The sequence below is a fragment of the Labedella phragmitis genome (assembly GCF_004078635.1).
Lineage (GTDB): Bacteria > Actinomycetota > Actinomycetes > Actinomycetales > Microbacteriaceae > Labedella > Labedella phragmitis.
This window is the reverse complement of sequence record NZ_RZNB01000001.1, coordinates 251555-265033: the sequence shown is the minus strand read 5'-3', so window position 1 is coordinate 265033 and position 13479 is coordinate 251555. Positions and strand designations below refer to the sequence as shown.

The window sequence follows — 13479 nt, the reverse complement described above, 5'->3', positions numbered from 1 at the left end:
GCTCCTTCTTCGTCGTGCGGCTATTCCTCCACGGTCACATCGGGGACCGGGACGAGTTCCTGGACCAGCGGGAAGACCCACGTGAAGAGCGCGTAGATCACCGCCGCCACGAGGACGAGGACGATGATGAGTCGAACCCACACGGGGCCGGGCAGTGCCCGCCAGAGTGCTCCATACATTATCCGTCACCCTCCGAGTTCGAGCGACGCCGGCGGGGCATCGGTGATGGGCGTGAACGACTCGAAGACGCCGTACGCGATGATGCGCTCGGCCGCCGAGTACATCGGGCTGCAACTCGTGAGAGTGATGAGGCGATCCGTGGCCTCGACGCCGTCGGCTTGGGGGACGGGATTGAGCACGTCCGAGGCCGAGGGGGTGACGTACTCGAGGGTGCGGAAGCGGTAGGTGTACCAGCCCTCGGCGGTCTGCACGACGATCGCATCGCCGACGCGGAGGTTCGCGATCTGGTTGAGCGGCTTGCCGTACGTCGTGCGGTGACCGGCGACCGCGAAGTTCCCCACCTCTCCGGGGGCCTGGGTGGTGAGGTAGTGGCCGATGCCGATGGGGTTGAGCGTGCGCGGCCGAGTGACGCCGCCGGCGATCTTCGCGTGGTAGTCGTCGCCGAAACGCGGAATCGTGAGGACGCCGAACTCCTCGGCGTCGCCGGCCGTCGTTCCCGCGGGCGGCGCGGCCGGGTCCGCCGGTTCCTCGCTCGGGGCGGGCGACTGGTCCTCGCCCGCGGCCTCGATGAGGCTCTGGGCGAAGTCCTCCGCCGCCGTGTTCTGCTCGGCGCGGACGACGAGGTCGTTGAACCAGAGCTGCCAGAAGAGGAAGAGGAAGATGAGCACTCCGGCAGTGATCGACAGTTCACCGAACACGCCGAGCACCGTGATGCGGCGGCGCTTCGCCGCACGCTCGCGACGCGCGGAACGCCGATCCCCCGTGGTGGCCATGGCCGCAGTCTACCGATCCCCGGTGACCGGTCGACCGCTCCGCTCGGCAACCGGTGGAACGCCCGGCTAGAATGTCGGCATGGCACGCGTGAACAACTCTTCGACCTCCGCGGACCGCGAGGCACAGCGTACCTCCGGTGACGCACCCAACCCCGTCTGGTTCAAGCCGATCATGTTCGGCTTCATGCTCCTCGGACTGCTCTGGATCATCGTCTTCTACGTCTCGAACGGTGTCCTCCCCATCCCGACGGCGGGTTCCTGGAACATCCTCATCGGCTTCGGGATCGCCTTCATCGGCTTCCTCATGACCACTCGCTGGCGCTGACCAGCGGCACAACGGCGGCCGGCTCCACCGCGTCGTCGGCTCTGCGCATCGCGCTCGTCTGCCTCCACACCTCCCCGGCGGACGACCCCGGGACCGGTGACGCCGGCGGCATGAACGTCGTCGTCCTCCACCAGGCACGAGCCCTCGCCGCGCTCGGCCACTCCGTCGAGATCCTCACCCGGCGCTCGTCGCCCGACGTCCCCTCCGATCGCACCCTCGACGACGGACTCGTCCTCCGCTTCCTCGACGCCGGTCCCGCCCACCCTCTCGCGAAGGGTGAGCACGAATCGGTCATCGACGAGTTCTCCGCTCGGCTCGACGACCTCGGCCCCTACGACGTCCTCCACTCGCACCATTGGTTCTCGGGCATGGCAGCCCTCCCTGTCGCGCGCCGACGCGGCATCCCTCATGTGCAGAGCTTCCACAGCATCGCCGCCGACCCCACGACCCCGTTGTCAGAGGGCGAGCGGCCGGAGTCGCCCGGGCGACTCGCAGGTGAAGCACGGCTCGCGCAGGAGTCGGACGCGATCGTCGCGATCAGCGTCGCCGAGGGTCACACCGTCGCCGACCGCCTCGGCGGGGACGCCGACCGCATCATCGTCGTGCCGCCGGGCGTCGACGCGGAGTTGTTCCACCCCTGGACCGGCAGTCGTCGTGGCAGCGGTTACGTCGTCGCGGCCGCTCGCCTGCAACCCCTCAAGGGGCTCGATCTCGCCATCGAGGCCGTCGCCGCCGTGCCCGCCGACATCCGGCCCGATCTCGTCGTCGCGGGCGAGGCCTCGACCGACTTCGAGGGCTACGTCGACGAGCTCCGTGCACTCGCGGACGAGCGGGGCATCGCGGAGACGGTCCACTTCATCGGGCCGCAGTCGCGACCGGACCTCGCCGCGCTCCTCCGGGAGTCGCGGCTCGTCCTCGTCCCGTCGCACTCGGAGACCTACGGCCTCGTCGCGCTCGAAGCGTCGGCGAGCGGCGTCCCGGTGATCGCGTCGGCGTCCGGAGGACTGCGGGAGGCGGTCGTGGACGGCGAGACCGGGATCGTCCTCGACTCCCGGGATCCGTCCGACTGGGGCGACGCTCTCGCGCGCGTGCTCCGCGACCCGGATCTCGCCGGCCGGCTGGCCGTCGCCGGTCGCGTTCGCGCCGAGGCGCTGTCCTGGCCGGAGTCGGCAGCGGCGTTGAGTGCGTGCTACCGGGCGCTCGTCGGTGACCGGACCGAGGACGACGCGCCGTGAGCGTGCTCGAGGGAGTCGGCCGCGCGCTCGTCGTGCACGCGCACCCAGACGACGAGACCATCGCGTCGGGTGGGCTCCTCGCCGAGCTCCTCGCTCGTGGTATCGCCGTGACCCTGCTGACAGCGACCCGCGGCGAACGCGGCGAGATCGTCGCCGGCACCCTCGATCCCACGCTCGACGAGGCGTCCCTCGCCGCGGCCCGTGCGGCCGAACTCCGCGGCGCTCTCACGACACTCGGTGTCGAGGATCACCACTGGCTCGGTCGGCCGCCCGCCCGTGGCGGCAACCGAGAGCCGCGCCGTTACCGCGACTCCGGCATGACGTGGGTACGACCGGGACTCGCCGGCCCGGCCGACGACGCCGGCCCCGACGCCTTCGCTCGCTCTCCCCTCGACGAGGCGATCGACGACGTCTCCGCCCTCCTCACGGCCGTCGCCGCCGATGTCGTGATCAGCTACGCATCGGATGGCGGATACGGTCACCCGGACCACATCCGGACCCACGAGAGCGCCCTCGGTGCGGCTCGCCGCGCGGGCGTGCCCTTCGCGGAGCTCACGCCGGCGCCGGGACCCGGAGTGGAGTGGTTCGCCCTCGAGCACCACCGATCGGTCATGACGGCGGCGCTGCAGCATCACCGGAGTCAGCTCACGGTCGACGGTGACCACCTCGTGCACTCGGGGGGCCAGCGACAACCCATCGAGCCGAGCGTCGGCCTGCGCCTCCGCTCCGCTTGACCTCAGTCCCCGGGGTCCTCGACGCTCGCGAACCACTCCGCGTAGCGTGTGTTCTCCGCCATACGGCGCGTCTCGTCGGGCGCCCCGTCGTCCCACCACACCGGGCCGCGTTCCCCGAGTGCCACCTTCGCGGCGTCGACCCGCCGCCGTGCGGCCTCCGCGCGGTCTCGATCGCCCGCCGCGCGCGCCTCCTTCTTCGCCCGTCGCGCCGACATGAGTTCGGACACGAGCTCGGCCCGACGCTCCGGGTCGAGGCGAGGATCGGTCCTCCGCCACAACCGACCGCGCACGACGATGTAGCGACCGTCGGGGGTGACGATCAGGCCGTCGGAGTCGTCATCGCGTTCCGTCATGTGCGCCTTCCGTTCCCGGCTCTCCGCCCCGGCATTCCGGGCCGGAGGCGAGAGTTACACGCGTGTAATTATCCCCACTGTGCACAACGTTGTGGATAACCTCCTCCCCCAGGATGTCGGCTCCGTGTCTCCAGAACGACGAAGGCCCCGGGGTCTCCCCGGGGCCTTCGATCCGTCTGCGGTGCGATCAGCGCGCGATGGCGACGAGCGCCGTCACCACCAGCAAGGCGGCGGAGAGCGCGACGAGCAGACCGATCTGCATCCCCTGCCGTCGAATCTGGCGGGTCGAGACGAAGATGAGTCCCGCGAGGGCACCGACGACGAGTCCGCCGAGGTGCGCCTGCCACGCGACGTTGATCCCCGGGATGAATCCGATGACGAGGTTGATCCCCACGAGGACCAGCAGCCCCGTCATGTTCCCGCCCAAGCGTCGCTGGATGACGATGAAGGCGCCCATGAGACCGAAGATCGCTCCCGACGCGCCCACGACCGGCTGCAGAGGATCGGAGAGAGCGAGGACGCCGAGCGAACCACCGAAGCCCGCTATCAGGTAGAGCGCGAGGAACCGGCCACGACCGAGGAGCGACTCGAGCGCCTGCCCGAAGATCCACAACGTGTACATGTTGAGGGCCACGTGGAAGATGAAGCCCGTCGAGTGCGCGAACACCGTCGTGAGCATCCGCCATGGCTGGAAGCCGTTGAACGCCGCGTAGTCGGGGATCACGTAGGCACCGGCGAACAAGAGCTCCCGCGTGACCCACCCGCCCGTCACGAGCTGCAGGACGAAGACGAGCGCCGTCACCGCGATGATTCCGAGGGTGACGACGGGACGGTCGCTCGACCGGGACAGGATGCGCGGGCGAGTGCGAGGCGCACTCGCCCGCTGCTCCTTCATGCACTCCGGGCAGATCACGCCGACCGCTGCCGGCGTCTGGCACTCACCGCAGATGGTGCGTCCGCACCGCTGGCACAGCACGAAGCTCTGCCGGTCGGGGTGTCGGTAACAGGTGTTGCTCGAGAACCCGGATGGGACGCTGCTCATCGACGGGTCGTCAGACCTGCTCGACGGTGATGCTCTCGATGACGACGTCGTCGAGGGGGCGGTCGCTCGCGTCCGTCGGGAGCGCGGCGAGCTTGTCGACGACCTTCTTGCTGTCGTCGTCGAGGACGGCGCCGAAGATGGTGTGCTTGCCCTGGAGCCACGTGGTCGGTCCGACGGTGATGAAGAACTGCGAACCGTTCGTGCCGCGTCCCGCGATCTTGCCGGCGTTCGCCATGGCGAGGATGTAGGGCTCGGTGAAGTTCAGTTCGGGGTGGATCTCGTCGTCGAACTGGTAGCCGGGGCCGCCGATTCCCTTACCGAGCGGGTCGCCGCCCTGGATCATGAAACCGGGGATGATGCGGTGGAAGGGGACGCCGTTGTAGAGCGGGTCGGTGGAGGTGACACCCGTTCCCGGGTGCTTCCACTCCTTGGTGCCCGTGGCGAGCCCCACGAAGTTGGCGACGGTCTGGGGAGCGTGGTCGCCGTAGAGGGCGACGGCGATGTCGCCGTAATTGGTGTGGATGGTGGCGACTGCAGTGTGCAATGACATGACCCTTATTGTTCCATAGCACGCTGGAGCAACCCTTAGTGTGCTGGCGCCCCGAGGTGGCAAGATGGGTGGACCGTGTTCAACGAGAACCTCTGGGAGGTCGGCCGTGGGTCTGTCACGTAAGCGCAAGAAGGAACTCAAGCGACTGAAGCACGAGGCGAACGAACTGTGGGGTGCTCAGCAGGACCTGCTGAACCACGCGAACGCCGTCGCCAAGGAGGCGAGCCGTCAGCTCGGCAACTTCGGGCGCGAGACCGTCGTCCCCGCCGCCGCCGGTGCATACGCGGCTCGGGTCGCTCCGGTGGTCGGCAAGGGAGCCCTCATCACGAAGGGCGCCGTCGAGGTCGTCAAGAAGGGTGTCGACGCGCGCGTCGTGCCCGTGCTCGGCGGGGTCGTCGGCTCGGCGCTCGCGGTCGGAGACGTCGCGAAGGACAAGCGGGTCCAGGCGGCCGTCAAGCGACTGCACCTCGAGAAGTACGCTCCGGCCCCCGCGAAGAGCGCGCCGGGTGCCGGCACGATCGTCGCGATCGGTCTCGGCGTGCTCGCCGCTGCCGGCGTGGCGTACGCGGCCTGGCAGACGTTCCGCGCCGATGACGAGCTCTGGGTCGCGGACGACGAGCCGATCCTCCCCAACGCGTAACAGGATCGCCGACTCCTGACCGACAGGCTCGGGCACCTCGTGTGCCCGAGCCTGTCGTCGTGTCGGGACTAGAGGTAGCCGAGCGCGATGTCGACGAGCGATACCCGGTCGAGCGAGGGGACCTGCTCGAGGTCCATCCATTCCGCGTAGTCCGTGGAACCGTTCTCCTCGTAGGTGAGCGTGCCGCCCGTGACGTGGGCGCGATAGACGATGCGGATCGCGTGCAGAGGTCCGCTCGACTCGGCGGTGAGCCGACGATCGGCGGGGATGACGAAACTGTCCACGCCGAGGATGCCGTCGATCTCGGCGACGAAGCCGGTCTCCTCGCGGATCTCGCGGACGGCCGCCGCCGCGGGGTCCTCACCGGGATCGATTCCGCCACCGGGAAGCGTCCACCCGCTGCGCCCGTGCTCGTTCCAGTGGGCGAGCAGGATCTGCGCGCCCTCGATGATCACGCCGTACGCGGCGACCCGAATGTCCATGCCGAAACGATACTTCGCCTAGCCTGGAGCGTGGTGCCCGATGCGCGGGCGAAAGGGGTCACGATGGCCGACATCACCGTCCAGGAGCTGCACGATCTCACCGACGTCACCGTCGTCGATGTGCGTGAGCCGTTCGAGTTCGAGACGGGCCGCGTCCCCGGTGCCGTCAACATCCCGTTGCAGACGGTGCCGGACGCCGTCGGCGAGCTCGACCCCGACAAGCCCGTCTACGTGATCTGCCAGCACGGCGTTCGATCCGAACGCGCCGCCTCGTTCCTCGAGAGCCGCGGTCTCGACGTCGTCAACGTGCTCGGCGGCACGAGTGCCTGGAGCGAAGCGGGACTTCCGCTCGAGCGTTGACAGGCCCCGGGGCCGCGGCCCGGCGGGCGTGGCCGGGTCCCGCAGCCACGACCGCCGCTCGGGTCAGGCGGTGGCGGTGACGGAACCCGTGCCCTCCGCGATCGCACCGGTGACGCCGAAGCGGACGCGGAACGGACGGTCGATCGAACTCGAGACCGTGGCACCCCCGTCGCGGCGCTCCACAGTGAACTCGGCAGAAGACCCGTCGGGCGACGTCGCGGTGACCGATGACACCCTGTCGCCCGCGAACACCGTGACGAGCGGGGACTCGAGCACGTCGTAGTCGGGTCGGTCGTCGACCGATCCGGTCACGATGACGCTTCCCTCGCGCACCCAGAGGGGAACGCTGTCGAACGCGTGGGTCTCGGTCCTCCAGATTCCGCCGACGACCTCCTGGCCCGTGAACCAGTTCGTCCAGCGGCCGGCGGGGAGGTAGTACGTGACCTCTCCGCTCGCAGAGAAGACAGGCGCGACGAGGAGGCTGTCACCGATCATGTACTGACGGTCGAGATGGTCGATCGCCGGGTCACCGGGGAAGGCGAGTTGCATCGGGCGCATGAACGGGAGGCCCCGCTCGTGCGCCTCGAGGCCGACGGCCGTGAGATACGGCATGAGCGAGAGCTTGAGCTTCACGAACTTCCGCGTGACCTCGACGGCGCTCTGCCCGGCCTCGTCGGATGACGAGTCCTCCGAGTCGAACGCCCACGGCACGCGGTAGCTCGTCGAACCGTGCAGGCGCGTGTGGCTCGACAGCAGACCGAACACGACCCAGCGCTTGAAGACGGCCGGATCCGGCTTGCCCTCGAATCCGCCGATGTCATGGCTCCAGTAGCCGAAGCCGCTCATCGCGAGCGACAACCCTCCGCGCAGCGTCTCCGCCATCGACTCGAACGACGACGAATTGTCGCCGCCCCAGTGCACGGGCATCTGCTGGCCGCCGGTCGTGGCCGAGCGCGCGAACAGCACGGCCTCGCCCTCACCCTTCGCATCGGTCAATGCATCGAACACCGCCCGGTTGTAGAGCTGCGTGTACCAGTTGTGCATGCCCTCGGGCGCTGAACCGTTGAACCACACGACGTCGGTCGGGATCCGCTCGCCGAAGTCGGTCTTGATCGCGTCGACGCCCTGACCGACGAGCGTGCGGATCTTGTCCTGGAACCAGGCGCTCGCGTCGGGGTTCGTGAAGTCGACGAGCCCCATGCCGCCTTGCCACATGTCCCACTGCCAGACGCTGCCGTCGCGGTTCTTCACGAGGTAGCCGGCGTCGGCGGCCTCGGCGAAGAGCGACGAACGCTGCGCGATGTAGGGGTTGATCCATGCGCTGATGTGCAGCTTCTTGTCGTGGAGCCGCGACAGCATGCCCTCCGGGTCCGGGAAGGTGCGTGAGTCCCACTCGAAGTCGGTCCAGTTGAACTCGCGCATCCAGAAGCAGTCGAAGTGGAACACGCTCAAGGGGATGTCGCGCTCGGCCATGCCGTCGACGAACCGGTTGACGGTGTCCTCGTCGTAGTCGGTGGTGAAGCTCGTCGAGAGCCAGAGACCGTACGACCAGGCGGGCACCTTCGCGGGCCGACCCGTGAGCGCCGTGTACCGCTCGAGAATCCGCTCCGGCGTCGGACCGTGGATCACGAGGAACTCGAGCGCCTCGCCGGCCGCCGAGAACTGCACGCGCTCGACGGCCTCCGATCCCACCTCGAACGAGACGTGTCCGCGGTGGTTCACGAGCACGCCGTAGCCGCGATTCGTGAGGTAGAACGGGACGTTCTTGTACGCCTGCTCGCTCGAGGTGCCACCGTCGGCGTTCCAGATGTCGACCACCTGGCCGTTCTTGATGAACGGCCCGAAGCGTTCGCCGAGCCCGTACACGAGCTCTCCGACGCCGAGCGAGAGCTGGGCGTGGATGTAGCGCTCCGCCTCGGCGAGACCCGTCGTGGTGACACCGGTGATGCCAGCGGGCTCGGCCGTCACGGGCGCATCGGAACCGAGCGTCATCATGCCGAGCGACTTGTGCCCGCTCGACGTGAGGGTCTTGCCGTCGGCCTCGAAGCTGAGCGACCACGGGGCGCCCTTCTTCACACGCGCGGTGAGCGAACCGGCCGTGAGCACACCGTCCTCGCCGTCGAGCACCGCGGTCGCGATACCGTCCTCGGCCCCGACGAGCTCGAAGCCGGGGTCGGCCTCGGTGCCGATGTGGTGCTCGACGCGAACACGCACGACACCGTCGAGCGGGCTCGAGAGCGACACCGTGAGCAGGGGCCGGTTGAGGGTGTCCCCGCGTCGCTCGATCACGCGCGTCGGTGCCGTGACCACGAGGTGGTCGCCGCGGGCGTCGATGTCGTACGCCTCCTGCGCGTAGAGGGCGTCGACGCCCGGTCGGGCGTGCCAGAATCCGTCGGTGAACTTCATGACTACTTGACTGCTCCTGCGGTGATGCCCCGAGTGAGGGTGCGTTGGAAGATGAGGAAGAACACCAGCGTCGGGATGAGACCGAGCAGCGCTGACGCACTCGTGGTGGTCACGTCCATGAGACGGTCGCCCTGCAGCGAGGCGATGGCGACCGGGACCGTCTGGTTGGCGTTCGAGACGAGGAACGTGAGCGGGATGAGGAACTCGTTCCAGGTCCAGATGAAGAAGAAGATCAGCAGAACGCTGAGGGTGGGGCGCGAGATCGGGAACACGACGCTCGTGAGGATGCGCCACTTGCCGGCCCCGTCGAGAGCCGCGGCCTCGAGCACCTCCTTGGGGAAGGTGCCGTAGACCGACGCGAGCAGGTAGGTGCCGAACGCGCTCTGGATCACGATGAAGATGATGATGACGCTCCACGTGTTGTCGTAGAGGCCCACCTCCTTGAACATGAAGTAGAGCGGGTAGAGCAGAACCTCCTGGGGCAGCATGTTCGCGAGCAGGATGAGGACGACGATCCACGTGCGTCCCTTGACCCGTCCGATGCCGAGCGCGAAGGCATTGAGGACGGAGATCGCGACGGCGCCGAGAGCGACGACCCCGCTGATGAAAATGCTGTTCCACAGCTTCACCGGGAAGTCCACGCGCTCCCAGAAGGCGACGATGCCGTCGGTGTAGAGCGACTGCGGCACGGAGAGCGGACCGTTCGAGGCGTAGTCGGACGGCGACTTGAACGAGTTGAGCAGGATCAGCAGGATCGGGGCGGCGATGAGCAGCCCGATGAGGATCGCGAAACCGAGGACGACCCAGTCGCCCGCGGTCTTCTTCGCTCCGGGACGGCGCGATACCGGCCGCTTCTTCCGCGCCGCGCGCGAGCCGGGTTCCGTCCCCGTGACGATCGCGGTGGTGTCGAGGGTCGATGTCGTCATCGCGCCTCCTCCTGCTTCTCGAGGCGACGCTGGACGATGATGAAGACCACCGAGACGATCGCGATGACGATGGTGAGGGCGGTCGCGATCGTCGCGCCGTAGCCCACCTGCTGTGACTGGAAGAACTCGCTGTAGGCGTAGTACGCCGGCACGATCGTGGAGTCGCCGGGTCCGCCGCGCGTGAGCGTGTAGACGGGACCGAAGACCTTGAGCGCCGCGATCGTCCCCGTGAGGACGACGACGAAGATCTCGGGGCGGATGATCGAGACGGTGATGGCCTGGAACCGCTGGAACCAGTTGGCGCCGTCGAGTTCGGCGGCTTCGTAGAGCTCGGGGTCGACGCGCTGGAGAGCGGCCATGAAGATGACGACCGGGTAGCCGATCTGCACCCACACGAGGATGACCATGAGGCTCACGAGCGCCGTGTCCGGGCTGCCGAGCCAGTTGTGGGCGAGACCACCGAGCCCGACCGATTCGAGGATCGTGTTGAGCGCACCGTCCTGCGGCCGGAGGATCCAGCCGATGACGATCGCCGCGATGACGGCCGGGAGGATCTGCGGGAGGTAGTAGGTGGCGCGGAAGAAGCTCGCGAGCTTACCGCCGAACTTCCGTCCGACGAGGTCGAAGAGCACCGCCGCGAGCACGAGGCCGAGGAGCGTCGGGACGACCACCATCGCGAGGATCATCGCGATCGAGTTCGCGAACGAGGTCCAGAACGTCGCGTCGCCGGCGAGCTTCTCCCAGTTCTCGAGTCCGATCCACTCCGGCGGGCGGATCCCCCGGTACGACGTGAACGTCAAGTACACGTTCCACACGAGGGGAACGATGATGACGAGGGTCAGGAGGGCGAGACCGGGGATGAGGTACACCCAGAACGTTCGGCTGCGCGTTCCCGGGATCAGGCTCTCCGAGCCGGGGCGGCGCTTGGGGGGCGCCGGGGTGAGGGTGGTCATGGTGTGTCCTTCGTCATCTCCTGGTGCGGTGGGCCGTGGAACGCGTCCACGGCCCACCGGTTCTTCAGTGAGGGTCAGCCGACGATGTCGTCGACGCCGCTCTGATAGTTCTCACCGAGCTGCTGCTGCACCTCGGTCGGGCTCTTCGTGCCGTTGAGCAGCTCCTGCAGTCCCGCGTTGAGCTCGTCGTAGAACGTCGGCGTGGGCCAGTCGGGGTAGAAGGCGATGCCGTCGCGCTCGGTGAGCGTGTTGAAGTTCGCGATCAGCTCCGCGCTCTTCTCGTCGGTGATGTCGGCGGGGTCGGCGGCGACGGGCACGCCGCCGTTGTTGCCGATGAGGGCCTGGATCTCCGGGCGCATCGTGATGTCGATGAACTGCTCGGCGAGCTCCTTGTTCTGAGCGCGCTCCGGGATGACCCACATGTTCCCGGCCGAACCGGGAGCCATCTCCGACTCGGGGAACAGGAAGGTCCCGAAGTCGAAGTCGGTAATCTCGGTCGTGAAGCGGTTGTGCCACCAGCTGCCCGAGAAGAAGATCGGGTAGGTGCCGTTGATGAACGACGTGCCCGCGTCCTCCGCCTTGAGGCCGGTCGAGTCGGCGCTGATGAAGCCCTTGTCGGTCCAGTCCTTCACGGTCTCGGTCGCGTAGGTGATCTCCGGACCCTCGAAGTCGACGTCGTCGGTGTAGAGCTGGTACGCGTCGACGAAGTCGCGATCGGCCTGCGACAGCGCGAGCTGGTACCAGAGCTGACCGAGCGGGTACTCCGCGGCCGACTCGGCGAGGGGCGTGACGCCCTTGTCGACGAAGGCCTGCATGACGGTCTCGAACTCGGCCATCGTGGTCGGGATCTCGAGGCCGGCCTCCGCGAAGGCGTCCTTGTTGTAGTACACCTCCACGAACTCGCCGTAGTTCGGGATGCCGTAGTAGCTCCCCGAGCCCATGACGCCCTGCTCGTCGTAGCGAGCGGTCGTCTGGAGCGACGGAGCGAGCATGTCGTCCCAGCCGTACTCCTCGACCGCGTCATCGAGCGGAGCGAGGAGACCCTGGCTCGCGAGGAGGCCGGCGGTCGCGTTGCCCTTGTTGTACTCCAGGATGTCGGGAGCCTCGTCGGAGTTGAGGACCTGGCTCGCGGTCGAGCGGATCTGCTCGAACGCCTTGGCCTCGAACTCCACGGTCGCGCCGGTCTCCTCCTCGAACGTCTTGATGGCCTCGTCCCACGCGATACCCATCGCGCTCGTCTCGCTCTCGAAGTGCCACAGCGTGAGGACGTTGTCGTCCCCGCCTCCGCCGTTGCCGCTGCTCGAGCAGCCGGACAGGGCGAGGGCGCCGGCCGCGAGGACCGCCACTCCCATCAGTTTCTTGCTGTGCTTCATTTTTTTCCTACCTCTCTGGAGAAAATGCGGTGTTTCAGGCGGCGCACCGCACGCCGGTCGTGCAGGGGTCGAAGCGCTTCGATCGAACGAAGACGCCGGTGATTCCCGGGGTCGTGATGGTCAGGGGGCGGGGACCGGGGCGATCGAGCCGTTGGCTCGGTACTCCGGGGCGACGTACTGGACGCGCGGTTCGGGCGGTTCGGGGAGGGCTGCGACGAGCATGTCCACTGCGGCGTCACACGTGGCGTGCGGCAGAAGAGGGATGACGTCGAGAGCCGGGGAGAATCTGGTCGTGTCGAAGGTCGAGCCGACGGAGATGACCGACAGGTCGTCGGGGACGGAGACGCCGCGCTCGCGCACGTGGTCGAGCACGGTGGCCTGCACCGACTCCTGCGAGTGCATGAGGAGCGCCGTGGGCGGCTCCGGTGAATCGAGCAGAGCGTCGACGGTCGCGCGGACGGCGGCGCTGTCCGTCTCGCTCGTGAGGAAGCGGCCGTCGAGTCCCTGCTCCGCGGCGTACGCCGTGAAGGTGTCGCGGACGCGGATCGGGAAGTTGGAGCCGCGCTCGTAGATCTCGTCGGGGTGGCCGAGGAGCGCGAAGCGGCGGTGCCCCCGGTCGGTGAGCGTGTCGACGGCGAGTCGCGTGGCCGCCTCGAAGTCGAGGTCGACGCACGCGAGACCGTCGGGGTCCTCGGGGATACCGATCACGACGGTCGGCACCCCGAGCGTGCGGGCGAGGGCGATGCGCTCGTCCTTCACGGAGACGTCGAGGACGATGACGCCGTCGACGAGCCGGCTGGACGCGACGCGCGAAAGCCCCTTGGTCGCCTCGTCCTCGGTGAGCAGGAGGATGTCGTAGTCGTGACGGCGCGCGGCCGTGGCCACGGCGAGGACGAATGCCATGTGCGCGGGGGCGTAGGTGTCGTGCCGCAGCGGGGCGGTGACCGCGAAGATCTGCGTCCGAGTACCGGCCAGCATCCGGGCGCCGGCGTGCGGTTCGTAGCCCAGGGAGAGCGCCGCGTCGGCGACCCGGCGGCGCGTGCTGTCGGCGATCGATCGTTTGCCGCTCAGCGCGTACGAGACGGTACTGATGGAGACACCGGCAGCACGAGCGACGTCGTGAATGGTTGCCATGGCGACTCCGTTG

Annotated in this window: 16 protein-coding genes; 5 read left to right on the top strand and 11 right to left on the bottom strand. The window is 68.2% G+C overall.

Going from position 1 to position 13479, the window contains the following annotated elements:
• Positions 1–20: 20 nt before the first annotated feature.
• Together ELQ90_RS16495 and ELQ90_RS01355 are read right to left on the bottom strand one after the other, a co-directional pair.
• On the bottom strand, positions 21–179 hold the full coding sequence (locus ELQ90_RS16495; RefSeq protein ID WP_166408760.1) for a hypothetical protein: 159 nt from the start codon (positions 177–179) through the stop codon (positions 21–23).
• 6 nt (positions 180–185) lie between these two features.
• Positions 186–953 (bottom strand): class E sortase, encoded by a 768-nt coding sequence (locus tag ELQ90_RS01355; protein WP_128493468.1) that lies wholly within the window; start codon positions 951–953, stop codon positions 186–188.
• A gap of 79 nt (positions 954–1032) precedes the next feature.
• Here ELQ90_RS01355 and ELQ90_RS01350 point away from each other — a divergent pair, with 79 nt between their 5' ends.
• The 3 genes from ELQ90_RS01350 to ELQ90_RS01340 all read left to right on the top strand — a co-directional run bounded on the left by ELQ90_RS01350 (position 1033) and on the right by ELQ90_RS01340 (position 3247).
• Positions 1033–1278 carry a cell division protein CrgA gene (locus ELQ90_RS01350; protein ID WP_128493467.1) on the top strand — a complete coding sequence of 82 codons (246 nt, stop codon included), beginning with the start codon at positions 1033–1035 and terminating at the stop codon, positions 1276–1278.
• Positions 1279–1388: 110 nt separating this feature from the next.
• Positions 1389–2513 carry a glycosyltransferase gene (locus ELQ90_RS01345; protein ID WP_128493466.1) on the top strand — a complete coding sequence of 375 codons (1125 nt, stop codon included), beginning with the start codon at positions 1389–1391 and terminating at the stop codon, positions 2511–2513.
• The gene (locus ELQ90_RS01340; protein WP_128493465.1) at positions 2510–3247 is read left to right on the top strand and encodes a PIG-L family deacetylase; all 738 of its coding nucleotides are present in this window, start codon (positions 2510–2512) and stop codon (positions 3245–3247) included. Before ELQ90_RS01345 ends, ELQ90_RS01340 begins: the two co-directional genes overlap by 4 nt.
• Before the next feature lie 2 nt (positions 3248–3249).
• On the opposite strand, the gene ELQ90_RS01335 is transcribed toward ELQ90_RS01340, so the two are convergent.
• From ELQ90_RS01335 to ELQ90_RS01325, 3 genes are all read right to left on the bottom strand, one after another.
• Positions 3250–3600 carry a hypothetical protein gene (locus ELQ90_RS01335; protein WP_128493464.1) on the bottom strand — a complete coding sequence of 117 codons (351 nt, stop codon included), beginning with the start codon at positions 3598–3600 and terminating at the stop codon, positions 3250–3252.
• Between the two features lie 187 nt (positions 3601–3787).
• Positions 3788–4642, bottom strand: coding sequence for a rhomboid family intramembrane serine protease (locus tag ELQ90_RS01330; RefSeq protein ID WP_128493463.1), 855 nt, complete (start codon positions 4640–4642; stop codon positions 3788–3790).
• A 10-nt stretch (positions 4643–4652) separates the two neighbouring features.
• On the bottom strand, positions 4653–5192 hold the full coding sequence (locus tag ELQ90_RS01325) for a peptidylprolyl isomerase (protein ID WP_128493462.1): 540 nt from the start codon (positions 5190–5192) through the stop codon (positions 4653–4655).
• 106 nt (positions 5193–5298) lie between these two features.
• Between ELQ90_RS01325 and ELQ90_RS01320 the strand changes: the two genes are divergently transcribed.
• Positions 5299–5832 (top strand): DNA helicase, encoded by a 534-nt coding sequence (locus tag ELQ90_RS01320; RefSeq protein WP_128493461.1) that lies wholly within the window; start codon positions 5299–5301, stop codon positions 5830–5832.
• 68 nt (positions 5833–5900) lie between these two features.
• On the opposite strand, the gene ELQ90_RS01315 is transcribed toward ELQ90_RS01320, so the two are convergent.
• Positions 5901–6314, bottom strand: a complete 414-nt coding sequence (locus tag ELQ90_RS01315) for an NUDIX hydrolase (protein WP_128493460.1) — start codon at positions 6312–6314, stop codon at positions 5901–5903.
• A 63-nt stretch (positions 6315–6377) separates the two neighbouring features.
• Between ELQ90_RS01315 and ELQ90_RS01310 the strand changes: the two genes are divergently transcribed.
• The gene (locus ELQ90_RS01310; protein ID WP_128493459.1) at positions 6378–6674 is read left to right on the top strand and encodes a rhodanese-like domain-containing protein; all 297 of its coding nucleotides are present in this window, start codon (positions 6378–6380) and stop codon (positions 6672–6674) included.
• A gap of 63 nt (positions 6675–6737) precedes the next feature.
• Here ELQ90_RS01310 and yicI read toward each other — a convergent pair whose 3' ends face one another.
• From yicI to ELQ90_RS01285, 5 genes are all read right to left on the bottom strand, one after another.
• Positions 6738–9080 carry an alpha-xylosidase gene (yicI, locus tag ELQ90_RS01305; protein WP_128493458.1) on the bottom strand — a complete coding sequence of 781 codons (2343 nt, stop codon included), beginning with the start codon at positions 9078–9080 and terminating at the stop codon, positions 6738–6740.
• A 2-nt stretch (positions 9081–9082) separates the two neighbouring features.
• Positions 9083–10006, bottom strand: coding sequence for a carbohydrate ABC transporter permease (locus ELQ90_RS01300; RefSeq protein ID WP_128493457.1), 924 nt, complete (start codon positions 10004–10006; stop codon positions 9083–9085).
• Positions 10003–10959, bottom strand: a complete 957-nt coding sequence (locus ELQ90_RS01295; RefSeq protein ID WP_128493456.1) for a carbohydrate ABC transporter permease — start codon at positions 10957–10959, stop codon at positions 10003–10005. The genes ELQ90_RS01300 and ELQ90_RS01295 overlap by 4 nt, the downstream gene beginning before the upstream one ends.
• 74 nt (positions 10960–11033) lie before the next feature.
• The gene (locus tag ELQ90_RS01290) at positions 11034–12332 is read right to left on the bottom strand and encodes an ABC transporter substrate-binding protein (protein WP_128493455.1); all 1299 of its coding nucleotides are present in this window, start codon (positions 12330–12332) and stop codon (positions 11034–11036) included.
• A 120-nt stretch (positions 12333–12452) separates the two neighbouring features.
• Complete coding sequence (locus ELQ90_RS01285) at positions 12453–13466, bottom strand: LacI family DNA-binding transcriptional regulator (protein WP_128493454.1); 1014 nt, start codon at positions 13464–13466, stop codon at positions 12453–12455.
• Positions 13467–13479 lie beyond the last annotated feature (13 nt).

Excerpts from the sequence above, each read along its gene's own strand:
- ELQ90_RS16495 (WP_166408760.1), bottom strand. The coding sequence starts at position 179 with ATGTATGGAGCACTCTGGCGGGCACTGCCCGGCCCCGTGTGGGTTCGA.
- ELQ90_RS01355 (WP_128493468.1), bottom strand. The coding sequence starts at position 953 with ATGGCCACCACGGGGGATCGGCGTTCCGCGCGTCGCGAGCGTGCGGCG.
- ELQ90_RS01350 (WP_128493467.1), top strand. The coding sequence starts at position 1,033 with ATGGCACGCGTGAACAACTCTTCGACCTCCGCGGACCGCGAGGCACAG.
- ELQ90_RS01345 (WP_128493466.1), top strand. The coding sequence starts at position 1,389 with ATGAACGTCGTCGTCCTCCACCAGGCACGAGCCCTCGCCGCGCTCGGC.
- ELQ90_RS01335 (WP_128493464.1), bottom strand. The coding sequence starts at position 3,600 with ATGACGGAACGCGATGACGACTCCGACGGCCTGATCGTCACCCCCGAC.
- ELQ90_RS01330 (WP_128493463.1), bottom strand. The coding sequence starts at position 4,642 with ATGAGCAGCGTCCCATCCGGGTTCTCGAGCAACACCTGTTACCGACAC.
- ELQ90_RS01325 (WP_128493462.1), bottom strand. The coding sequence starts at position 5,192 with ATGTCATTGCACACTGCAGTCGCCACCATCCACACCAATTACGGCGAC.
- ELQ90_RS01315 (WP_128493460.1), bottom strand. The coding sequence starts at position 6,314 with ATGGACATTCGGGTCGCCGCGTACGGCGTGATCATCGAGGGCGCGCAG.
- ELQ90_RS01310 (WP_128493459.1), top strand. The coding sequence starts at position 6,378 with ATGGCCGACATCACCGTCCAGGAGCTGCACGATCTCACCGACGTCACC.
- yicI (WP_128493458.1), bottom strand. The coding sequence starts at position 9,080 with ATGAAGTTCACCGACGGATTCTGGCACGCCCGACCGGGCGTCGACGCC.
- ELQ90_RS01300 (WP_128493457.1), bottom strand. The coding sequence starts at position 10,006 with ATGACGACATCGACCCTCGACACCACCGCGATCGTCACGGGGACGGAA.
- ELQ90_RS01295 (WP_128493456.1), bottom strand. The coding sequence starts at position 10,959 with ATGACCACCCTCACCCCGGCGCCCCCCAAGCGCCGCCCCGGCTCGGAG.
- ELQ90_RS01290 (WP_128493455.1), bottom strand. The coding sequence starts at position 12,332 with ATGAAGCACAGCAAGAAACTGATGGGAGTGGCGGTCCTCGCGGCCGGC.
- ELQ90_RS01285 (WP_128493454.1), bottom strand. The coding sequence starts at position 13,466 with ATGGCAACCATTCACGACGTCGCTCGTGCTGCCGGTGTCTCCATCAGT.